Source organism: Corallococcus sp. M7 (genome assembly GCF_054512695.1).
The window spans coordinates 6845654-6866646 of sequence record NZ_CM137252.1; the positions used below are offsets into that span (position 1 = coordinate 6845654).

Consider the following 20993-nt stretch of genomic DNA (forward strand, 5'->3'; position numbering starts at 1 on the left):
GCCGTCCCCCTCCAGAAAGGCCCTCCGTCCATGCCGCTCGCCGTCCACTACCGCGTCGCCATGCCCCGTCCGCATGCGCACCTGTTCGAGGTGGAGGCGAGCTTCCCCGCCGGTCCCGACGTGCTGGACGCGGTGATGCCGGTGTGGACGCCGGGCAGCTACCTGGTGCGCGAGTACGCCCGCCAGGTGCAGGACGTCACCGCGCAGGGACCGGAGGGACAGCCCCTGCCGGTGCGCCGCGTGGACAAGCGCACCTGGCGCGTGGACGCGAAGGGGCAGGCTGTCACCCTGCGCTACCGCGTCTACGCGAACGAGCTGTCCGTGCGCACCAGCCACCTGGACGGCAGCCACGCCTACTTCAACGGCGCCACCGTGTTCCTCTACACGGAAGCCACGCGCGCCCTGCCCCACCACGTCACCGTGGACGCGCCGCAGGGCTGGCGCACGTTCTGCGCGCTGGACTCGGAAGGGGCCACCTTCCACGCGCCGGACTACGACACGCTCGTGGACAGCCCCTTCGAGGTGGGCCCGCACACGCCGCTCACCTTCACCGCCGCGGGCGTGCCTCACGAAGTGGTGGTGTGGGGCGACAGCGTGCCGGACCCGGAGCGGCTGTGCGCGGACATGCAGCGCATCTGCGAGGCCCAGGCGCGCATGTACGAAGGCCTGCCGCTCAAGCGATACCTGTTCCTCGTCTACCTCACCGACAAGGGCCGAGGCGGGCTGGAGCACCAGGCCTCCACCGCGCTGCTCTTCCCGCGCACGGGCCTGTCCTCGCACCGGGGCTGGGAGGACTTCCTCACGCTGGTGGCGCACGAGTACTTCCACCTGTGGAACATCAAGCGGGTGAAGCCGCGCGCGCTGGTGCCGTTCGACTACTCGCAGGAGAACTACACCTCGCTCTTGTGGGCCTTCGAGGGCGGCACCGCCTACTACGACAACCTCTTCGTGCGCCGCGCGGGCCTGATGTCCCCCACGCGCTACCTGGCCCGGCTGGGGGAGACCTTCTCCCTGCTGCACTCCACCCCGGGCCGCCGCGTGCAGACGCTCACGGAGGCGTCGCTCGTCAGCTGGGTGAAGCACTACCGCCCGGACGAGCACTCCACCAACAGCGCCATCTCCTACTACCTGAAGGGCGAGGTGGTGTGCGCGCTGCTGGACCTGGAGGTGCGCCGCGCCACCGGCGACGCGAAGTGCCTGGATGATGTCATGCGGCTCCTGTGGCAACGCCACGGCGACGGCTCCGGCGTCCCGGAGGACGGCGTGGAGCGGGCCGCGAGCGAGGTCGCGGGCGTGGACCTGACGCCCTTCTTCGACCGGGCGGTGCGCTCCACGGAGGACCTGGACTACGGCGTCTTCGCGCACGTGGGGCTGGAGGTGTCCTTCCGCGTGCGGGAGGCCCCCAACGACAAGGGCGGCACGCCGCCGCGCCTCAAGGGCGAGCCCAAGCCCAGGGGCTGGCTGGGCGTCACCGTGCGCGGCTCCTCGACGCTGTCCACCGTCCCGGAGGGCACGCCCGCGCTGGAGGCGGGCCTGTATCCGGAGGACGACGTGGTGGCGCTGGACGGCTGGCGCGTGGACGGCGCGGGGCTCATCGCCCGCTGCGAGGACAAGCGCCCCGGCGACACCGTGCGGGTGACGCTGTTCCGCCGCGACCGCCTGCTGGAGGTGCCGGTCGTCCTGGGCCAGAAGCCCGCGGACGCCGCGTGGCTCCAGCGCGTGGAGCGCCCCACGGACGCGCAGAAGGCCGCGTTCCAGGCGTGGCTGGGCGCCCCCTGGGACGAGACTCCCGGCCCGGCGTAGGCTTGGGGCCGCATGGCCCCTTCCCTCCCTGCCCCTCCCTCCTGCGCGGGACATCCGGACGCCGCCGCCGGCTGGCGCTGCGAGCACTGCGAGGCCCTGCTGTGCCCCGCGTGCGTGGAGACCCGGCGCATGGGCACGGTGGAGTACACCGTCTGCGTGCGGTGCGAGGGCACGGCGAACGTGCTCCTGCGCCACCGCTCCCAGCGCGCACTCCGGACGCGCCTGCTGGACGCGCTGCGCTTTCCCTTCACCGTCCCGGGCCTCCAGACGCTCCTGGCCGTCAGCCTGATGCTGGCCGTGCTGCGCGTGCTCGGGATGGGCATACGCATCCTCGTGGTGCTGCCCCTGGCGCTCGGGCTGGGCATCTTCTGGTCCACGTTCTTCGCGCTGGTGCGCGGCGCCGCGCGGGGCGACGCGGATCCCGAAGGCCCCGGCTTCACCAGCATCCTCCAGGACAACCTCGTGCCGGGCCTGCGCGGCCTGGGCGTCACCGTGGGCGTCCTCGCGCCCGCGCTCGCTCGCGCCTGGCACCTGCTGCCCTCCGCGTCCGGGTACGAGACCGTGGGGCGCGTGATGGTCCCTCAGCAGGCACTGGGGCAGCCCGTGGTGTGGGAGGACCCGCTCTTCTGGGGGCTCGCCGGACTGGGTTTCCTTTGGATGCCGTGGGCGCTGCTGCTGGCCACCACGTCGCACTCGGTGTTCGCCGCCCTGAATCCCCTGCGCACACTCAAGTGCCTGGGGACGGTGGGGCGCGACGCGGGGCTGGTGACGGGCGTGTTCGTGCTGCTGGCGCTCGCCCACGTGGGGATGCACGAGGCCGCGGGATGGGCGTCCTCGCTGCCCGTGCCCTTCGTCTCCACGTGGCTCGCGGAGGCACTCACCTGCCTGGTGCCCTTCGCCGCCGCGAACCTGCTGGGGCTCGTGCTGTACGTGCACGGGGACGCGCTGGGCTACCTGCCCGCGCGCGACTTCCTGGAGGCCACGCTGGGTGACACCGCGCCCCAGCGCGTGCCCGTGGCCCTGCGCGAGTCCCCGCTGCCCGAAGCCCCGGCGCCCGACGCCGCTGGAGTCGAGGCCCGGGTGGCCGAATTGGGCGCGGCGGTGGAGGCTCGCGACGTGGCGAAGGCGCTGGCGCTGTATGGCGCGCTGCACGTTCTGCCCCGCCTGAAGATTTTGCCTTCACACCATCTGTTCATTGGCCAGGCCGCGGCAGTGGAAGGAGATTTCCCACTGTCGGTCAAAGCGTTGGAAACCGCGGCGGACACGGCGCCGGATGACCCCACCGCGCCCCGCGCGCTGGTGCTGCTGGCGCGCGTGCAGGGGGAGAAGATGGGAAACACAGTGCGCGCGGAGGAGATCTACCGGTACATCGTGCATCGATATCCGGACACGGATGCCGCACGTTTTGCCCATGCGCGGCTGCCGCCCGCCGACTGAGCCACGCATTGCAGCACCCGTCCCCCGGTACCAGATTCCGTGCATGGGACGGGTTGGGGGCGTGGGGATGGGGAAGCAGTGGAAGCGGTATGGTTGGTTGGGGCTCCTCGCGAGCGTGCTGGTGACGGGCTGTGATGAAGCCCCCAGCGCGAACCGGCAGGAGGACACCTGCGCGGAGCCGATGTCGCTGCGCGTGGAGGTGATTTCGTCGGACGGCGCGTACATCCAGGGCGCCTCCGTGACGGCCACCAACCTGGAGAGCAACGTCAGCATCACCGGCGTGACGGATGACCGGGGCGTCACCACGGCCATCAACGAAACGCTCGCGCCCAGCCCCATCCGCGTGGTGGCCACGGCGGGCTCGCACGTGACGCACGCGGAGCGCGTGGAGTGGGCCTGTGACGAGTGCCACTGCACGCCTGTTCCCGACACGGTGACGCTCAAGCTCCAGGATTGAGCCGGAAGACCCGGCAGTGAGGCCGGGCGGGCGCGGAAAATCCACCGCGTCAGGCCGTGGGGTGGTTGTGCGAACCCACCTGCGCGCGGTACCACTTACGCCATGCGTCAAACCCGCATGCGCGCGTCCGCGTCGGTCCGGCTCTCCCACAGCCTCGCCGCACGCCCGTCTGGCCTGACGGCGTGCGAGCGGTCGTGTTGTCGCGGCACTGGTGTTCCCCCACTCCAGTAAGCCGTGCAACCGCGCTACCCGCCGGGTAGGCAATCCCGAAGGTCCCCCATGTCCGCAGAGAGTGTGCAGGCGCTGCTCGAATGCTCGGTCACCGAGCTGACCGGGCGGTTCGTCACCCAGGCGCAGCCCATCCCCCAGGGTCTTCTGGAAGCGCTGGAAGCCGACCCCCGTCAGGGTGCCCAGGCGCTCGCGCGCAAGCTGCGCTCGCGTCAGGAGAAGAACCGGGCGGAGGGGCAGCGGCTGCGGCACCTGCTCAAGTTCGAGACGGAGCTGTGGGAGCAGGGCCTCTTGAAGGTCGCGGGCGTGGACGAGGCGGGCATGGCGCCGCTCGCGGGCCCCGTCGTCGCGGCCGCGGCCATCCTGCCCCGGGGCTACAAGCTCAAGGGGCTGGACGACTCGAAGAAGATCCTGGACCCGGACAAGCGCGAGGCCCTGGCGGAGGCCCTCAAGCGCGACGTGGTGGCGTGGGCGGTGGGCCGGGCGGAGGTGGAGGAGATTGATCAGCTCAACATCTACCACGCGGGCCTTTTGGCCATGCGGCGCGCGGTGGAGGGGCTGGGGCTGACGCCGGACTACGTGCTGGTGGACGCGCGCACGATTCCCCAGTGCCCGGCTCCGCAGCGCGGCATCATCAAGGGGGACTCGCTGTCCCTGAGCATCGCGGCGGCGTCCGTGCTGGCGAAGACGACGCGCGACCGGCTGATGGCTCAGTTGGACGCGCAATATCCCGGCTACGGCCTGGCGGCGCACAAGGGCTACCCCACCGCGCAGCATGTGCAGGCCATCCAGGCCTTGGGCGTGCTGCCCATCCACCGCCGGAGCTTCGGTCCGGTGCGCGAGGCGCTCGGACTGGCGCAGCCCTCCGGGCCCGTCCCGATGCAATCCGAGCTGTTCGCCGCTACTCCTGCACCGATGGCGAAGCGATGAGCGCGGACAGGGACATCGACGGGTGGTTGGCGGAGCGGGGCGTCACGCTGATGGACGCGCGTGCGCGGGCGAGGGGCGTGCTGGAGGAGGCAGGCCTCACGCGGCCGGGCAAGGCGAGGATGAGCGAGCCCAAGCTCCTGCGTGCGGCCGAGGTGCTGGCCGAGCGCTTCTTCCAGGTGTGCGCGGATCCCGGCTGCATCCAGGTGGCGTCGGCGAGCGGCCGGGAGCCTTTGCGTGTCGAGCCCCGGAGCCACTGCGCACGGTGCGGTGGTTCCGCCAACCGGCGCGCGGAGGTGGCGTTCGTGGAGATGTGCCACCAGCGCGGTGTGCAGCGCGTGGTGGTGGTGGGCGGCTCGCCCGCGGTGCGTGAGGAGTTGGAGGCGAAGCTGAGCGGCCACATCTCCCTGCGCATGGTGGACGGGACGGAGCGCCGCACGGCGGACCGCGCGAAGAGCGACCTGGAGTGGGCGGACCTGGTGCTGGTGTGGGGCGCCACGGAGCTGCACCACAAGGTGTCCACCCACTACACGCACCTGGCGTCGTCCCATCACCGCAAGGTCGTGCACGTGGTGCGCCGGGGCGTGGCCGCGCTGCTGGACGAGGCGATGATCCATCTGCAGCGGGCGCGGTGAGCGACCGTCAGGCGCCGAGCAGCTTCGCCGCGCCTGACTTGCCTCGCTCGACGGCAATCGCCCCGGGCGAGTCCCCACGCTGATTCCCTGGCCGCGAGGGGTCCGCGCCCGCGGCCAGCAGCGCGCGAATCACCTCCTCGAACCCCGAATACGCAGCCGTCCCGAGCGCGGAGTACTGCAAGTACTTCGGGGATTGGTGATTGGAATTGGCTCCGCGTTTCAGGAGGAACCGCACCAGGGGAAGCTGCCCCTGGCTCGCCGCGAAGACGAGCGCATCGTCAACGGAAGCGATGGCTCCTGCACGGTCGGTGAGAAGCCGCACGATATCCGTGTGCCCTCTCCAGACGGCCCCCTCCACCGGGAGGCGTCTCTCGCGATTGAGCGTCGTCACGTCCGCCCCCCCCGCGAGCAGCATCTCGACCACGGCGGTGTGCCCACAGGAACACGCCTTGTGGAGCGCGGTGTTTCCATCGCCATCCGTCGCCGCGATGTCGGCTCCGCTCGCAAGCAGGAGGCGCACCGTCTCCGCCAGGTTGCCTTCGGTTTGCGAGCCTGCCGCACAGACCAGTGGCGTGCCGAGGAGCTTGGAGCCCTTGTTTGGATTGGCGCCGGCCTCCAGCAACGCGGCCACGATCTCCGATTGCCAGGCGGAACCCGCCGCCATGAGCGCGGTGTAGCCTTTCTCCGCCGAGTCCGGCGACGCGCCCTCGGAGAGGAGTCGCTGCACGTCCGTGAGCGAGCGCGAGCGCGCGGCATGCATGAGGGCGGGGTTCGACTTCGGAAGCTTTCGCGCCGACGCCTTCACTGACTTCCTGGCCGCCATGCGTTCTCCCGGAGCCCAACACCTTCGCAACGGTCACACCGTGAGTACGCACTGTCAATCCGGCGAAGCCCGTGCTGACGGTCCAGCGTGCCGGCAGGCAACCCATCCGCCTGCCCCACGCCATTGCGCTGCCTCCGGGCGATATGTACGTTCGTACGCATGATATGTACGTTCGTACGCATCGAATCCCGGAGGCGTGAGTGGTGACGCGTCGGCACGACCCCGAGCGCAGGGATCGCATCATCGACGCGACGCTGGAGGTCATCGCCGAGGGAGGCGTCGCGGGAACCTCGCACCGCCGCGTCGCCGAGCGCGCCGGGGTTCCGCTGGGCTCGATGACCTACCACTTCACGAGCATGGACGAGTTGCTGCGCGAGGCGTTCACCCGCTTCGCCACGCGCATGAGCGAGCGTTTCGCCAGGCGTCTGGAGGCCGCGTCCGACCTCGACTCGCTGGCCGAGACGGTCGTCCACCTCGTGCACGATGACCTCGCGAGCGGTACGGACGACCTCGTGCTCTCGCTCGAGCTCTACACGCTCGCGGCGCGCCAACCGGCCTTCCGGCAGATCACCCACGACTGGATGCGCCGCAGCCGCCAGGCACTCGAAAGACTCGTCGACGCCAGGACGGCGCACGAGCTCGACGCACTCATCGAGGGGCTGTCCATCCACATCAGCCTCGACCCCACCCCTCGCAGCCGCGGCGTCACTCGCGATGCCGTGCGCCGCATCCTTTCGCTCTGAACCTGGACCTTCATGCCCTCCTCCCCTCCACCCCAGGTGCCGCGCGAGCACCGGGCGGCCCGCGTCGCTGTCGCGGCGCTGTTCTTCACCAACGGCGCGATCTTCGCCAACCTCCTGCCGCGCTACCCACAGATCAAGGCCGACCTCGGGCTCAGCAACGCCGAGTACGGGCTCGCCGTCGCGGCGTTTCCCACCGGGGCCCTGATGGCCGGGCTCGCCGCCGGCGCCCTCATCCGCCGCTTCCGCTCATCGCGGATCGCCGTGGCGGGCACGTTGCTCACGAGCGCGGGAGTGCTGCTCGCGGGGCTTGCTCCATCCTGGGGTGCGCTCGCCGGGGCGCTCTTCTTCGCGGGCTGCCTGGACGCCATCACCGACGTGGCGCAGAACTCACACGGCCTGCGCGTGCAGCGGCTCTATGGCCGGTCCATCTTCAACTCGTTTCATGCCATCTGGAGCATCGGCGCGGTGAGCGGTGGGTTCACGGGCGGGCTCGCCGCGAGCCTGGGCGTGTCGCGTGGCGTGCACCTGGGCCTGTCCGCCCTGCTCTTCGCCGCCGTCGCGCTGACGGCGCTGCGCTTCACCCTCCCCGGCCCGGAGCCCGTCGAGCCCGGGGAGACTCCTGAAGGCGCCATCCCGGCGGGCGGTCTCTCCGCACGGCGTGCACCGACGGGCCGTGGCCGCCTCGGGATGATGATCGCCGCGCTCACGTTGATCGCCATCGGCGGGACCCTCGTCGAGGACGCCGGCATGACCTGGGCGGCCGTCTACCTCTCCGGCACGCTCGGAGCGGGCGTCGCCATCGCCTCGTTCGGTTTCATTGCCTTCGTCGGTTCGCAGTTCGTCGGGCGGCTGCTGGGCGATGGCCTCGTCGACAGGTTTGGCCAGCGCGCGGTCGTCAGGGCCGGCGGCGCGACCGCAGCGGCGGGCATGGGCGCGGCATTGCTGTTCCCGTCCGTGGCGGGCACCATCGTGGGTTACGCGCTCGCCGGCTTCGGCGTCGCGACGCTGGTGCCCGCCGCGATGCACGGCGCCGACGAGTTGCCCGGCCTGAAAGCCGGCACCGGCCTCACCCTGGTCACCTGGCTGATGCGTCTGGGGTACCTCGTGTCGCCTCCCATCGTCGGGCTCGTCGCCGACGCCATGGGCCTGCGCGTGGGGCTGCTGGTGGTGCCCCTGGCGGGAATGCTCGTGATGGGTCTTTCGGGGGTGTTGTCCTCCGCCCGCGTCACCCCTGGGGCCCAGCCCTCCGAGCAGCGCATCCAAGCTTGAACACGCTCCCTCCGAAGGACTGACGTGTTGAATCTTTCGGCCCCCGTCACGTAGATGGGGCCGTGCGGCATCAGGCCCGCACCTTTCCTCGGGGGACAAACGGATGAACAGCAAGTTCGGCACCGCGGTGTTGATGATGGTGGCATGCGCCTTCGGCCCGATGACGGCCGTCGCGCAGGAGTCCTCAAGCCATTTCGATGTCACCGGCAACGAAGAGACGGCGACCCACGCCTGTAAGCCGGGCAGCACGGTGGAGATCACCGGCAACGACAACACGGTGACGCTGACCGGTGAGTGCAAGAGCGTCACCGTGAACGGGAACGACAACAAGGTGAAGGTGGAGGCCACCGGTGCCATCTCCGTGACGGGGACCACCAACGCCGTCACCTGGAAGCGCGGCCTCGGCAAGTCGAAGCCGAAGGTCAGCCGCACCGGTGTGGACAACAAGATCACCCAGGAGAAGTAGCTGCCGGACCGCACCCGGCCCGGCGGCATCGGAATTAATCCCGTTTAACTCGCCGGCCGGTGCCCCGAACGCTTTCATCTCCCCATCCGCATGGCGCGGTGTCGCCGTGTAGAGGGGGAAGTGACACATGTTTTCTGATGGAATCCGCCGAGCCCTGGGGCCTGTGCTGCGCACCGTCGCGAACGCCGCCGTGGAGAAGACGGTCGCCCCGCCGCTCCAGCCCGCCGCCAAGGCCGTCGCGAACTTCGCCGTGTCCTCGTTCGAGCGAGGCACCGCGCCAAGGGTCGTGCTGAATCCGCCGCCCGTCATCCTGCAACGGCCAGCGGTCGACCTGACGCCGCCGAACGCGCAGGGAGATGGAACGCTGGGCGCGGGGGACTGGCTGAACGTCTCGGCGTCTGACGGCGTCTACCTGCGTCCGGGGCCGAGCGCGGAGTCAGACAAGGGCATCCTCTACGGGACGGGAACGAAGCTGAAGATCATCGCGCCGCCGGATGGCGGCCCCGCGGTCCAGGGGGATTTCGCCTACGTCCAGGATGCCCGCGGGCGACAGGGCTGGGTCCGCGCGGCGAACACCCGTGAGATGACCGCGGACGAGGTCAAGACCTATCGGGCGGCGCGCAACCAGTCGGACGCCGCGGACGCGTATCAGGACATCTACGTCAATCAGTTCGACGCCGAAACGCAGGTGGGGGACAAGGAGGGCAGGAACGCCAACTGTGGCCCCACCGCCACGCTCATGGCGTTTCTCAACGAGGGGCTCGAAATCCCCTCCATCCCCGGCATCGAGCACAACGGCACCGCCGGAGCGGACGTGCAGGCCGTACGCTACTGGGGCAATCGCGTGAGCGATCCCGACACCGACGGTGTGACGACCAACGACGCGGGAGAGACGGTGTACGCGCTGGGCTGGGAGAACTCCCAGTACACCGGCTTCGAGGATGTGAAGAACGCGGTGACGGCCGCGCGCGGCAGCTGGGCGAAGGTGGCCGCGAACTCGGAGGGCATCCAGAAGGCCATCGAGTCCGGCATGTCGGTGGTCATCTCCGGGACCTTCGTCGAGGCGGCCGCGGAGGGCTCCGAGAATGCCGACCCGGTGGTCAAGAGCGACACGTGGGCACAAGGCGGCGGCGCCACGGATCACCTGGTCGCCGTGGTGGGCATGACGCCGGAGGGCAACTTCATCGTGTGCGACCCGGCCGTCGAGGTCCGCACGCCCATCGAGGTCACGCCCGAGGAGTTGGACGCCTTCATGCGCGGCAACGCGGGCGCCATCGGCATCTACGACCCGACGCCCGGCCCCCGTTCAGGGGCGTAGGCACGCCCAACGGGGAGGAAAGCGGTACTCCTTCTCGGCACCAGATGCGCTCACATCCCTGAGCGTCAAAGGGCAGACCTGGAAGTTCGTCCTTCCAGGACCGAAGGGCGAAGCGCGGTGCGCGGCGTCTCCGCGGGTGTCGCCCAACGGGCTCTGGGCGGCCTGTCCTGCCGGGTCGAAGGGAGGAGCGCCCGAGTCCGACGCTGGCACCTCCCCCCGCCACGACCTCCTCCTGTTCGAACTCAAATCCCGGGCTCGATGAGGCGCGGAGGCCGCGACTGGACTGGCGCTCCTGCTTCCAGAAGCCCAGCAGCCGCACAGGCTCCATGGACTTTTCACTCCCAGGAATAACAGGATATACGGAAAACTGTTCCTCGTTGGAACCCGTTTCGAAGTGAGGGCATCCATGCGCGGCTCACAGGTCTTCGGTATCGCACTCGTCTCCAGCATTGCCTTCGCACCGCTCGCGGAGGCGAAGAGCGTCTCTTTCTCTGGCTATCAATGGGAGGTGCGCAGCGGTCAAGGTGGGCCGGGGCCCAATGCGTGGGATGATCGCAACGCCTGGGTGGATGCGAACGGCCACCTCCACCTGAAGATTGCCTGGCGCGATGGACGCTGGACGACGGCGGAGGTCTACATGCCGCAGCAGCGTCTGGGGTATGGCACCTACCAGTTCAAGGTGATTGGCCGGCCCGACCTCTTCGACGACAACGTGGTCCTGGGCCTGTTCAACTACACGCGTCCCGACGTGGACCCGGACGCCACGAATGAAATCGATATCGAGTTCGCGAAGTGGGGCGGCAGCCAGCCCCAGATGGGCAACTGGGCCGTGTACCCCGCGGTGACGGGCATCCCCTACTCCCATCAGGCCTACTCCATCAGCCTGGGGGGGACCTACTCCACCCACCGCTTCCAGTGGTCGTCGACGCAGGTCTTCTTCCAGGCGTTGCATGGCCACCAGGATGGCAATGCCAATCAGATGGCCAGCTGGCTCTTCAATCCGCCGGACTACGTCCAGCGCATTCCCCAGAACCCCCTGCCCGTCCATATGAACTTCTGGCTCTTCCAGGGACGTGCGCCCAAGAACGGGCAGGAGGCGGAGATCGTCATCGCGGAGTTCAAGTTCATCCCCGCCCCGTAGCCGTCAGCTCGCGGTGGAAAGAGGACGCATCCAGGCCCGTCTTGCTTGAAAATCTGGCTTAAATGGTTTTCGATCCATGAAGCCTTTTCACAAGGGGGAAACAGGATGAAGCGAGGTCTTCGCGGATGGGTTCTGGGATTGGCGGCGTGCTGGCTGGGCTGCGGTGCGAGCCAGGACGTCGTCGGCATGGAACAGGAGGCGACGCTCGAGGACTGCCGTCAGCTGGCGCCACCGGAGGGGACGGACCGGCTCGTGGCGGCGCGGCAGGTGACGTCGCAAGCCGTGACGTCCCAGGTCGTCCCCATCGTGCTCATTCCCGCTGGCAGCCAGGCCCTCAGCACCGTGGAGATGAACACGGTGCGGCAGGCGCTCTCCAACGTCCGGCGCTGGTATGAGCGGGAGCTGCCGAATCGCAACGTGAACTGGGCACCCATCCAGGTGATGCAGGGGGCCCAGTCCGCTTCGTACTACCTGACCAACAACAACGTGTGGAACGACATCCCGGGGGAGATTCAAGGCCAGTTCGGCTGGAACCCCTGGGCATACACAGGGGGAGCGCACCGGATCGCGCTGGTAATGGGCCGGGACCTGCTGGGCTGGGCCGGGGCCAATGGCTACACGGATGGACGCGGCCTGGCCATCGTGGGCCTGGAGTCGTTGCTGGAGCAGTCCAAGTGCGCGGGCAACTGGTGGTGTACCCAGGAGTTCTGGCACGGCACGGTGGCGCACGAACTGGGACACACCTTCACGCTCCCGCACGACACCGTGGCGGACTCCATCATGTCCTTCCACGACGCGTATACGACGCGGCACTTCACCGTGACCGCCGCGACCACGGTGGAGGCCAACCCTGCGACGCTGCCGAAGAAGCCGAACTGGGACTACTGCAGCATCGACTACGAGTGCGCCACGAAGCGCTGCGGCGGAAACTGGAGCGGGGACCGGCTCTGGTGCCTGCCGACCCCCGCGTATCCCAAGCAGGCGCAGAACATCCCGGCGACCTTCACCTGCCGCGAGCACTCGCAATGCCTCACGGGCATCTGCACCTTCTCCCCCGCCGCGGGAGCCAAGGTCTGCGCGTCGTCCGCATCGCCCAACTACGTCACTCCGTTCTTCCCGGACGTGCCGTAGCGCCGTCTGAAACGACGAGCCGCCTCACCCGGAGACGGGCGAGGCGGCTTCGGGTCAATGCGTGCCAAGGACGGCCCCACTTCGCAGGGCCGCGGCTCCACGGAGGAACCCGCGCACTCCTACTTCAAGTGGATCGCGCCAGCGAACTCATCGACAAGCGTATCATTCGTCGCCCTTGCCGAAATCTTGCACACGGTATTGGCAGCCGACGGCGAGGCCCACCTGTAGAGGTAGGAGCAATAAGAGCCGTAGCTGTAGCTATAACAATATGGCTCATCATCCAATGTAAAAGTCCCACCGCAGTCGTCACTCACTCCGATTTCGAGCCTGCCGTACTGGGTTGCTCGCTGGATATCGACAGTCAGCCGGTAGACTTGTCCTGGCACTCCATCCCTGAAGTTCGCCCCTGTGAGCCCGGCGTCGCGCGAAATATAGGACGAGTAACTGGAACTCCCGCTGGCGCTCAGCCCCAACGTGTAGATGCGCGGGCGCGAAACATACATAGCGCCAACATCGACAACTCCATCAAGAGCATTTCCAGACCGCACCCGCACGGGGATGGACGCATTGAAATCCACCCCCTTTGAAACCACGCTCACGGCAAGCGTGCAAGCTGCAGCCTGGCTGTTCATCCACGTCGTCGATGCACTGCCTGGCGCGGAGAACACTCCACTCGGGCAATCACTGGTCCACGAGTACGTCACAGGCATATTGTCGTAGTTGACCAGATCAACAGCCAGCGTCGTCGCCGTGCCAACCGGAAACTCAACGCTCGATGCCGTGACCGACTTCACGATGACATTGATGGTGGGGCGAGCCTCTTGAGCCGTCTGATCAACAATGACGACGGTCGCCGCGGTCGTGCTGCCGCCAACGACGGTCACCGTTGCCTCGCCAGTCGCGGCAAGGGTGTTGCTCTCTTCCAGATACCCGTTGACGGTGAGCGTGTACGTCCCAGCTGAAAGGACCAATTCTCCCTGGTACTGATGCGTGGCTTCATCAAGAACCAGGGTCTTCAAATGAGTCCCTGGCTGAGCCGTGACCTCGACTGAGCCCAGGGAAGCAAGCCCAAACGCTTGAACTCCGATCCGCGCCCGGCCCTCCAACTGCTGAGGCTCATTCGCGGGGCCGCACGCGGCAAGCACGGCGGACAATACCAGCATGAACACTCTCAGACGACACTGCATACAGTCCTCACACGACAAACGCGACGGAATGTCACGACCGCGCGATCTAACACAGACACTTCGCCTGGCTAATTTCGCGACAAAGCCTCCGCTCAAGACCCAGCCCGAGTCGTCACACACCCATTCGCGACATCGTCAGGACCACAGGAATCTGACCCAGGTGGGTTGATATTGATTGTGCCCCCCCTCTTTGGGTCTCAAAGATTGTCACGTCCAACAATTACAACTCCCTGCAAAATGTCCGGACAGAAGCGGCGCAGGAGCATGACGCACTCTCCCGAGGTCGAGGAATCCGAGGCGGATATCGTCGCTGCGCCCATTTCGGACTGGAACGCGGCTCAACTGCGCTGCCAGAAGGCGTCGGGAGCCATGCCCCGCGACTTGGAGAGGAGCTGTTCTCCCGAACAGCCCGGTCCGCACTTTCATCAGGTGCCGTGAAGGATGAACAATTCATTCCACGTCGATGCGTGACTATCCGTGCGAAGCTTGTTACCTTCGGCTCCAGCACAGGGGGAGGCTCATATGAGGCACATCATTTTCATGCTGTCGGCTTCAATGCTTGTCGCGTGCAACAAGACCACCGACTTTCAATTGCCGGCTCCGGATTCGGAACCTGGACCAACAAACCCGCTCCCGGCTGGTGATGTGACCCTGAAAAACAATTACGCCCAGGCCGTGATCGTGACTCTGCAGCGGACCGCGGAAGGCACCCAATGCTCCAATGGCAATGAAGCAGAGCGGATCACCTTGGAACCCAACCAAACCAAAACCATCGCGCTGAAGGCGAGCGAGAAGCTTTGCTACACAGTGGGCACCAACATGGCGAATCCAGTCTGGGTTGGAGCATGCGTCGCGAGGTCAGGACAGCGCATCGGCCTTGTACAGGACGTGCGTTGCTACCGCATGGGCCCGGAGAACCAGCAGTAGACACAACAATCCCTGCCCGGAATGCTCGTAACGGAAAGACCTGTACGGCCGGGCGCCGCACAGGTCCATGCCAGCAATGACTAGCGAGGCGCGGAGGGCGGCGTGTCCTCACCGAGCAGCAGCTGCCTCACGATGGGCACGGGCGGGTAGCCGTGGGAGACCACGGCGTCGTGGAAGCGCTGGAGGGTGAAGTCCTTGCCCCACTTCACCTTCGCGTCCTCGCGCAGCTCCATCAGCATCTTCTTGCCCAGCGCGTACACCAGGTACGTCGGGTCGGACGTGCCACGGCGGGCCTCGCGCTCCGCGTTGATGCGCGTCATGTAGGCCTCCTTCTCGAAGAGGCTCACGGACTGGTCGTACGTCATTCCTCGCGTGTGCAGGGACAGGCCCGCCACGTAGCGCGCCAACCGCTGGAGGTAGAGCGCCAGCTGGTTCAGCCGCAGCCGGTCCGCCTGCGGGCCCGTGCCGCCGTAGCCCTCGTCCAGCATCATCTGCTCCGTGTACAGGCCCCAGCCTTCGCTGAAGGAGCCGGAGCCCAGGAGCCGGCGCACCTTGGACTGGATGCGATTGGTCCAGAGGAACTGCACGTAGTGCCCCGGGTACGCCTCGTGGATGGAGACGAGCGGCAGCGCGTAGCGGTTGTAGAAGCTCATGTGCTGCTCGGCCTGCTCCGCGCTCCACGCCGGATCCGGCGGCGTCACGTAGTAGTAGGCCTCCGTCGCCTTCGTCTCGAACGGGCCGGGCGTGCTCATGCTCGCGAAGGACAGCGCGCGGCTGAACACCGGCGTCTCCGCCACCTTCGCGCGCACCTCGCTGGGCACGGTGATGATGCGGCGGTCGATGAGGAACTGGCGGATGTCCTCCAGCGTCGCCGTCGTGGTGGGCACCAGCTCCGCGCCGGTCGGGTGCTCCTTGCCCAGCTCGCGGTACACGTCCATGGGCGCCTTGCCCGGGGCAATCCGTCCCGCGACCTCGCGGAACTGGTCCTGCGTGCGCTTCATCTCCGCGCGCCCCCAGGCCAGCAATGAGTCGATGCTCTCCGTGACGCCCTCCTCGTACTGGAGCTTCTGGCGGTACGTCTCCTCGCCAATGGCGAAGTCCCCATTCGAGCGGGCCAGCAGGTCGTCCTTCAGGAAGCGGATGTAGCCATCAATGGCCTCCAGGCAGCGCGCCTGCGACTTCTTGAAGTCCTCCTGGAGCGCCGCGTCCCGCACCGGCGCGAAGGCCTGCGGCAGCGTCTGCGCGTAGAGCGAACGCGTGCCCTTCGCCTGCTCCAGGGCGATCTCCGTCCACAGCTTCGGCGGGTTCTTCAAGTTCGCCGGCGCCACCGCGAAGACCTCCGGCACCACCGCCATGCGCTTCACCGCCGAGCGCATCCGCTCCTCCAGCGGCGCGAAGTCGCGGTTGATGAGCTGGTACACGGCGTTGGACGCGAAGCCCAGGTAGGCGTTCGGGTTGCGCTCCCACGAGCGCACCGTCTCCAGGTCCAGGATGCGCGCGCGGAGGTGGTTCTCCAGGATGTCGTAGTCAGCCCGGTCACCGGGCGGCAGCGAAGCCCGGTCCACCGTCTTGGGCAGCGCCGCGAGCCGGTCCTTCAGGAACGCCAGGTGCGACGCCCGGTCCTCGGGGCGGAAGCCGCGCAGCTCGCCGTCATACGTGTGCACGCCCGCGGACGTGGCGGACATCGGCGAGCGGCGGAAGTGCTCCTCGAAGTACGCGTCCACGAAGCCTCGCAGCGCCACCTGCGCGGAGGACTCCGCGGGCGCGGTGGCCTGCGCTTCCGCCCGGACCTCGGGACGGGAGGTGCATCCAGGGGACAGCAGCAGCAACGCGGCGAGGACGCTCGGGGTTCGCAGTGCCTTCATGGAGCCTCTGGGGGAAAGGAGACGCGGGCAGCGTCGCCCAAGGCCCCTCCCCCGACAAGCGACTCAGAGCATTGACAGGGACCTGCCGAATTGACAGGTTCCTGCCAATGCCACCGCTGACCCCGAAAGCAGAGACCTTCAGCGCCCTGGTCCTGGAGGTGTTCCAGTTGAACGGGTTGCTGCTCCAGGCCGGAGACCGGCTGAGCGCTCCGGCGGGACTGACGAGCGCCCGCTGGCAGGTGCTGGGCGTCATCGACCATGGCCCCGCCACGGTCGCGGCCGTGGCGCGCACGATGGGGCTCGCGCGGCAGAGCGTGCAGCAGACGGCGGACGCGCTCGCGAGCGACGGGTTCGTGGAGTTCGTCGACAACCCGCACCACCAGCGGGCGAAGTGCGTTGCCCTGACGGCCGCCGGGCGCCGCGCGCTGCGCAAGGTCGAGCAGGCGCACGCCGCGTGGGCGGACCGGCTGGGCACGAGCCTGCCTCCGGCGCTGCTCACCGCGGCGCTCGAGGGCGTCCGTGAAGCGCGCCTGCGGCTCGAAGAGGACCTGACCCAAGCGGAGCGCCCCCATGACAGGTGACACCAGCATCCCCCTGCTCCCCTGCGTGGAGCTCGCATCGACGCTCGAGTTCTACGCGCTGCTCGGGTTCGAGGTGACGTACCAACAACGCGCACCCAATCCCTACGCGGCGACCCGGCGCGGAGGCGCCCAGCTCCACTTCTTCGGCCTGAAGGGATTGGATCCACTCAAGGCCTTCAGCAGTTGTCTGATCATCGTGGACGAAGTGGAGGAACTCCACGCGCGCTTCCTCGATGCGCTGCGGAAGGCCTATGGGCGGACTCCCGTCCGGGGGCTCCCGCGCATGACTCGCATGCGCAAGGGGCAGACGCGCTTCACCCTCACCGACCCCTCTGGCAATTCGCTCATGTTCATCCGGAGGGATGAACCGGAAGGCTATGGCGATGAGGGAGAAGCACCGGCCTCCCTCCTCGGCAAGGCGCTCAAGACGGCCCGGCGCCTGCGCGACTTCAAGGGCGATGACGCCGCCGCCGCGAAGGTGCTGGATGCCGCGCTGAAGAAGCCGGACGCCGGGACGGAGAAGGAACGGGAGCAAGCGCTCGCGGCCCGGGCGGAGCTGGCCGAGGCGTTGGGGGACACGCCTCGGCAGCGGTGAGGTTCAGAAGAAGAGCAGCTCGGGCTGGGGCGTCACCGTCTTCCTGAGCTGTCCCGGCGCCCCGTTCTGGGCCGCGCCGCTTCCAGACGTGGAGGTGGTCCCGTTGCCGCCCCCGCCCCCGGACGCGCCCCCGCCGCCCCCTGCCTGCGCCAGGGTCGTGGGAGTGCCTGAAACACCAGGCTGGCCCGCGGCACCGCTGGTGACATTGAGGCGATCCAGGTTCTCGATGCTGGGAACATTCGCGGAGAGGAAGTGGATGATACCGCCCCCTCCGCCGCCACCACCGCCGTACATCTGGCCTGTCACCGGATTGGAACCCTGCCAGCCATTGGCCCCGGGAGCTCCGTTGGCGGAGATCTTCCCGTTGCCCGCCACCGTGATGAGTCCACGCGAGATGAGGCTGACGACGCCACCTCCACCGCCACCCGCTCCCGCGACCGCGGTCCCCGGGTTCCTGGTGGGATTGAGGTTGATGCCAGGGCGACCGGCGACGTCGATGGTTCCCCGGATGATGATGTTGCCCCTGGCGGCGAGGATGAGCCTGGGTCCGCCCACCCCGCCAGACACGTTGTTGTCCGTCGTGGCGCTGTAGCCGTTGCCGCCGCCCTCCAGGTCGGCGCGGCTGAGAATCCCGGCGCGCCCCGAGACCAATCCCTTTCCGCCCTGGCTCCCGGAGGCGCCAGACATGGCGATGCCCTTGCGCGCGGGGTTGCCGGGCTCGATCTGGAATTCGGGGCTGACCCCGATGTGGCCTGACTCATTGATGATGATGTCGCCCGTGGCGCGAATCATCGTCCCGCTCGCGAAGGTGACCGACCCGTCGATGGTGACGTTGCGGAACATCAGGTTGGCCTCCTTCGGGAGGCTCGCGTACCCCCCGGAGAAGTCCACCGGCTGGCGATCGGCCGAAAAGATGAGGTCCCCCGCGGAGCCGTCGCCATAGAACGCGAGGGCTCCGGACTCGCCCTGCGGCCCCTGCGAACCTTGCTGGCCTTCCGGGTCCCGCGGCCCCTGCGCACCGTTGCAGAGGAACTTGTTGGAGGACGGATCCACCTCCTCCTCGTTCAGGGTCCCGTCGCGGTTACGGTCGACACCGGCCGTCAGGTGCATGCCGCCCGTCGCGCAATTGGGACCCGGCTGCTCGGGCACGGCGGAGATCAGCGTGCCCAATCCCTGGGGCCCCTGCGGACCTGGAGCCCCGGCTGCTCCTGGTGCGCCCTGTGCCCCCGGCTCCCCCTGCGCCCCTTGCGGCCCGGGTGCTCCCTGCGGACCCTGGGCGCCTTGCGGACCTTGAGCCCCTGGAGCCCCCGGAGCACCCGACTCACCCTGGGCACCTGGAGGACCCTCTGCCCCCGAGGTTCCCGCCGAGCCCTTACAGGCGGCGAGGCCCAGGACTCCGGTGGCGAGCAGCGCTCGCAGCCACTGCGTACGGACAACACCTGTCGAAAGAGATGCGCGCAATCCAAGCCCCCAGGGCACACACGGGTGTCCGGGGGATGCCCGGACCGCGTGAAACAACTGCCATGAACGTGCCACGCACGGTTACCCCACTCGCGGGCCGTGCGTCCATCCGTCCCGCGTTCCAGGTGAACGCGAGCGCTTCCGGACGCAACGCGGCGGCCACCCGGCCCCAGAGGCGCTCACGGATGGCGCGCCCTGCATCCGGCTCACGGCATGCCCGCTGCAACCCCAAAGGCAAGCACCTCCAGCCCCGCATGCGTGAAGAGGTCCCATGGCCGCCAATTACAAGAAGTTCTTCGCTGGCTCCCGAAACATTCCGAAAGGAATCTCGCTCGGTTATCCCGTCCCCGGGCCGCAGGAGGCCAGCGCGGATCAGATCGCCGGACAGGCCTTCTTCGCCACGCCGAACGACTGGAGCGCCATCCAGTCCTCCGCGTATGACTTCATCGTGATTGGCACCGGCCCCACCGGTGTGGCGTTCATCGAGCAGACGCTGAAGCACAACCCCAACGCGCGCATCCTGGTGCTGGAGCGGGGCGGCTTCTGGTTGCCCACGCACTACCAGATGCTCCCGCTCGCCTTCCAGGCCGCGACGGGCTCACCGCCCACCACCTACCCGTGGACGCGCACGACGCGGATGGCGACCACGGAGCTGGAGTTCTTCCAGGCCGGCTACATCCCCGTGCTGGGCGGACGCTCGACCTACTGGAGCGCCTGGTGCCCCGCCCCGACGCCCGACCTGATGCGCGACTGGCCCCAGGAGCTGATCGACGTCACGCTCCAGCCGGGCTTCTGGGACCGCGCCCGCGCGTTCCTGCACGTCACCCCGATGGACCGGGTCCACGACGGCGTCTACGGCAGCCTCCAGCATCAAATCGACGTGAACCTCCGGGAGAACTTCAAGCGCTACGTGCCCTCCGCGGAGAGCGCGTTCCCGGCGCCCATCGCCGTGGGAAATACCCCCTGGAAGGGCGTGAAGTTCTACAAGTACTCCACGGTCGGCACGCTGCTGGACCTACAGCAATCGCAGAAGGCGCTGGCGGCCCGGGGCAAGGGACAGCCCCTGACCATCGTCGACCACTGCGTCGTGGACCGGCTGGTGCATGACGGCCATGGAACGGTCACCGCGCTGGAGACGAGCCGAGGCCCGCTGGCGGTGAGCTCGGCGAAGGTCGTGCTGGCGATGGGGACCATCCCGCCCGCGACGCTGCTGATGAACTCCTTCAAGGAGGCCCTGCCGAACATCGGCAAGCGTTACACCGGCCACTTCATGTCTCACATCACGGCGCGCGTGAAGCGCTCGGCGTTCAACGACCTGTCCGCGCTGGAGATTGGCGCCACCTACCTGGACGGCAAGGCGCCCAATGGCTTGCAGTACCACGTGCAGACCAGCGCCTTCGCCTCCGCCAACCCGGAGGCGGACGAGAGCACCATCGCGCATGAGGCCCCGGACGCGGCGGCCGTCGCGTCGATGGCGCAGCTGAAGGGCTCCGAGGATTACGTCGTGTTCGTCTGCGCGACCCTGGGCGAGGTGAGCGAGAAGAACCCCGACAACTGGATCCGCATGAACGGCGGCACCGACCCCGCCACCAACATCACCCTCCAGCTCCAGCCCGGCGAGCAGGACCACCGGCTGTGGGACGTGCTCGACGAGGCGACGTATCAGGCCATCGACGTCATGGCCGGGCGCGCGGGCTGCGAGGGACCGGAGGTCGAGTACTGGGTCGACGACAACGCGAGCGGCGATGGTGGCCGTTGGCAGTCGGAGCGGCCGGACCGGAAGCAGATCCGCCTGAACATCATCGTGCACGAGGCCTCGCCGCTGTGGATGGGCAGGGACCCGGCGACGTCGGTGGTCGGTTTGGACTACCGGCCGCACGGCGTGCACAACGTCTACGTGACGGGCGGCGCGCTCTTCCCCACGTCGGGCTCGTGGAACCCCACGCTGACCATGTGCGGCCTGGCCCAGGACCTGGCGGACCGGCTGCGCGGCTGAGGC

General features: G+C 68.2%; 19 protein-coding genes. 15 read left to right on the forward strand and 4 right to left on the reverse strand.

What is annotated here, in order from left to right:
* Positions 1-30: 30 nt before the first annotated feature.
* From ACX114_RS27320 to ACX114_RS27340, 5 genes are all read left to right on the forward strand, one after another.
* A complete protein-coding gene (locus ACX114_RS27320) occupies positions 31-1803 on the forward strand; it encodes a M61 family metallopeptidase (protein WP_459289243.1) in 1773 nt (590 codons plus the stop codon).
* A 12-nt stretch (positions 1804-1815) separates the two neighbouring features.
* Positions 1816-3240 carry a tetratricopeptide repeat protein gene (locus ACX114_RS27325; RefSeq protein WP_459289245.1) on the forward strand — a complete coding sequence of 475 codons (1425 nt, stop codon included), beginning with the start codon at positions 1816-1818 and terminating at the stop codon, positions 3238-3240.
* A gap of 67 nt (positions 3241-3307) precedes the next feature.
* A complete protein-coding gene (locus ACX114_RS27330) occupies positions 3308-3697 on the forward strand; it encodes a carboxypeptidase-like regulatory domain-containing protein (RefSeq protein WP_459289247.1) in 390 nt (129 codons plus the stop codon).
* A 279-nt stretch (positions 3698-3976) separates the two neighbouring features.
* Positions 3977-4855 (forward strand): ribonuclease HII, encoded by an 879-nt coding sequence (locus tag ACX114_RS27335; RefSeq protein ID WP_459289249.1) that lies wholly within the window; start codon positions 3977-3979, stop codon positions 4853-4855.
* The gene (locus ACX114_RS27340) at positions 4852-5487 is read left to right on the forward strand and encodes a hypothetical protein (protein WP_459289250.1); all 636 of its coding nucleotides are present in this window, start codon (positions 4852-4854) and stop codon (positions 5485-5487) included. Before ACX114_RS27335 ends, ACX114_RS27340 begins: the two co-directional genes overlap by 4 nt.
* Positions 5488-5494: 7 nt before the next feature.
* On the opposite strand, the gene ACX114_RS27345 is transcribed toward ACX114_RS27340, so the two are convergent.
* A complete protein-coding gene (locus tag ACX114_RS27345; protein ID WP_459289252.1) occupies positions 5495-6310 on the reverse strand; it encodes an ankyrin repeat domain-containing protein in 816 nt (271 codons plus the stop codon).
* A gap of 200 nt (positions 6311-6510) precedes the next feature.
* On the opposite strand from ACX114_RS27345, the gene ACX114_RS27350 reads away from it, so the two are divergent.
* From ACX114_RS27350 to ACX114_RS27375, 6 genes are all read left to right on the forward strand, one after another.
* Positions 6511-7053, forward strand: coding sequence for a TetR/AcrR family transcriptional regulator (locus ACX114_RS27350; RefSeq protein ID WP_459289254.1), 543 nt, complete (start codon positions 6511-6513; stop codon positions 7051-7053).
* Between the two features lie 12 nt (positions 7054-7065).
* On the forward strand, positions 7066-8322 hold the full coding sequence (locus ACX114_RS27355) for an MFS transporter (RefSeq protein WP_459289256.1): 1257 nt from the start codon (positions 7066-7068) through the stop codon (positions 8320-8322).
* A gap of 103 nt (positions 8323-8425) precedes the next feature.
* Positions 8426-8788: a DUF3060 domain-containing protein gene (locus tag ACX114_RS27360; RefSeq protein WP_459289258.1), complete on the forward strand. Its 363-nt coding sequence runs from the start codon at positions 8426-8428 to the stop codon at positions 8786-8788.
* Between the two features lie 127 nt (positions 8789-8915).
* Positions 8916-10106 (forward strand): SH3 domain-containing protein, encoded by a 1191-nt coding sequence (locus tag ACX114_RS27365; RefSeq protein ID WP_459289260.1) that lies wholly within the window; start codon positions 8916-8918, stop codon positions 10104-10106.
* 406 nt (positions 10107-10512) lie between these two features.
* Positions 10513-11247: a glycoside hydrolase family 16 protein gene (locus ACX114_RS27370; protein ID WP_459289262.1), complete on the forward strand. Its 735-nt coding sequence runs from the start codon at positions 10513-10515 to the stop codon at positions 11245-11247.
* Positions 11248-11352: 105 nt separating this feature from the next.
* On the forward strand, positions 11353-12378 hold the full coding sequence (locus ACX114_RS27375; protein WP_459289264.1) for a zinc metalloprotease: 1026 nt from the start codon (positions 11353-11355) through the stop codon (positions 12376-12378).
* Between the two features lie 119 nt (positions 12379-12497).
* Here ACX114_RS27375 and ACX114_RS27380 read toward each other — a convergent pair whose 3' ends face one another.
* Positions 12498-13541, reverse strand: a complete 1044-nt coding sequence (locus tag ACX114_RS27380; RefSeq protein WP_459289266.1) for a hypothetical protein — start codon at positions 13539-13541, stop codon at positions 12498-12500.
* A gap of 546 nt (positions 13542-14087) precedes the next feature.
* On the opposite strand from ACX114_RS27380, the gene ACX114_RS27385 reads away from it, so the two are divergent.
* On the forward strand, positions 14088-14492 hold the full coding sequence (locus tag ACX114_RS27385) for a hypothetical protein (protein ID WP_459289268.1): 405 nt from the start codon (positions 14088-14090) through the stop codon (positions 14490-14492).
* 80 nt (positions 14493-14572) lie between these two features.
* On the opposite strand, the gene ACX114_RS27390 is transcribed toward ACX114_RS27385, so the two are convergent.
* Positions 14573-16357, reverse strand: coding sequence for a DUF885 domain-containing protein (locus ACX114_RS27390; protein WP_459289270.1), 1785 nt, complete (start codon positions 16355-16357; stop codon positions 14573-14575).
* Between the two features lie 107 nt (positions 16358-16464).
* Between ACX114_RS27390 and ACX114_RS27395 the strand changes: the two genes are divergently transcribed.
* Together ACX114_RS27395 and ACX114_RS27400 are read left to right on the forward strand one after the other, a co-directional pair.
* On the forward strand, positions 16465-16938 hold the full coding sequence (locus ACX114_RS27395) for a MarR family winged helix-turn-helix transcriptional regulator (protein ID WP_459289272.1): 474 nt from the start codon (positions 16465-16467) through the stop codon (positions 16936-16938).
* Positions 16928-17533: a VOC family protein gene (locus ACX114_RS27400; protein WP_459289274.1), complete on the forward strand. Its 606-nt coding sequence runs from the start codon at positions 16928-16930 to the stop codon at positions 17531-17533. Before ACX114_RS27395 ends, ACX114_RS27400 begins: the two co-directional genes overlap by 11 nt.
* A gap of 3 nt (positions 17534-17536) precedes the next feature.
* Here ACX114_RS27400 and ACX114_RS27405 read toward each other — a convergent pair whose 3' ends face one another.
* The gene (locus tag ACX114_RS27405; protein ID WP_459289276.1) at positions 17537-18703 is read right to left on the reverse strand and encodes a DUF7151 family protein; all 1167 of its coding nucleotides are present in this window, start codon (positions 18701-18703) and stop codon (positions 17537-17539) included.
* 562 nt (positions 18704-19265) lie between these two features.
* Here ACX114_RS27405 and ACX114_RS27410 point away from each other — a divergent pair.
* Positions 19266-20990 carry a GMC oxidoreductase gene (locus ACX114_RS27410; RefSeq protein WP_459289277.1) on the forward strand — a complete coding sequence of 575 codons (1725 nt, stop codon included), beginning with the start codon at positions 19266-19268 and terminating at the stop codon, positions 20988-20990.
* Positions 20991-20993: the final 3 nt, after the last annotated feature.

Bases quoted from the DNA above. Each gene is read 5' to 3' on its own strand.
- ACX114_RS27320 (WP_459289243.1), top strand. From the start codon at position 31: ATGCCGCTCGCCGTCCACTACCGCGTCGCCATGCCCCGTCCGCATGCG.
- ACX114_RS27325 (WP_459289245.1), top strand. From the start codon at position 1,816: ATGGCCCCTTCCCTCCCTGCCCCTCCCTCCTGCGCGGGACATCCGGAC.
- ACX114_RS27330 (WP_459289247.1), top strand. From the start codon at position 3,308: ATGGGGAAGCAGTGGAAGCGGTATGGTTGGTTGGGGCTCCTCGCGAGC.
- ACX114_RS27335 (WP_459289249.1), top strand. From the start codon at position 3,977: ATGTCCGCAGAGAGTGTGCAGGCGCTGCTCGAATGCTCGGTCACCGAG.
- ACX114_RS27340 (WP_459289250.1), top strand. From the start codon at position 4,852: ATGAGCGCGGACAGGGACATCGACGGGTGGTTGGCGGAGCGGGGCGTC.
- ACX114_RS27345 (WP_459289252.1), bottom strand. From the start codon at position 6,310: ATGGCGGCCAGGAAGTCAGTGAAGGCGTCGGCGCGAAAGCTTCCGAAG.
- ACX114_RS27355 (WP_459289256.1), top strand. From the start codon at position 7,066: ATGCCCTCCTCCCCTCCACCCCAGGTGCCGCGCGAGCACCGGGCGGCC.
- ACX114_RS27360 (WP_459289258.1), top strand. From the start codon at position 8,426: ATGAACAGCAAGTTCGGCACCGCGGTGTTGATGATGGTGGCATGCGCC.
- ACX114_RS27365 (WP_459289260.1), top strand. From the start codon at position 8,916: ATGTTTTCTGATGGAATCCGCCGAGCCCTGGGGCCTGTGCTGCGCACC.
- ACX114_RS27370 (WP_459289262.1), top strand. From the start codon at position 10,513: ATGCGCGGCTCACAGGTCTTCGGTATCGCACTCGTCTCCAGCATTGCC.
- ACX114_RS27375 (WP_459289264.1), top strand. From the start codon at position 11,353: ATGAAGCGAGGTCTTCGCGGATGGGTTCTGGGATTGGCGGCGTGCTGG.
- ACX114_RS27380 (WP_459289266.1), bottom strand. From the start codon at position 13,541: ATGCTGGTATTGTCCGCCGTGCTTGCCGCGTGCGGCCCCGCGAATGAG.
- ACX114_RS27385 (WP_459289268.1), top strand. From the start codon at position 14,088: ATGAGGCACATCATTTTCATGCTGTCGGCTTCAATGCTTGTCGCGTGC.
- ACX114_RS27390 (WP_459289270.1), bottom strand. From the start codon at position 16,357: ATGAAGGCACTGCGAACCCCGAGCGTCCTCGCCGCGTTGCTGCTGCTG.
- ACX114_RS27395 (WP_459289272.1), top strand. From the start codon at position 16,465: ATGCCACCGCTGACCCCGAAAGCAGAGACCTTCAGCGCCCTGGTCCTG.
- ACX114_RS27400 (WP_459289274.1), top strand. From the start codon at position 16,928: ATGACAGGTGACACCAGCATCCCCCTGCTCCCCTGCGTGGAGCTCGCA.
- ACX114_RS27410 (WP_459289277.1), top strand. From the start codon at position 19,266: ATGGCCGCCAATTACAAGAAGTTCTTCGCTGGCTCCCGAAACATTCCG.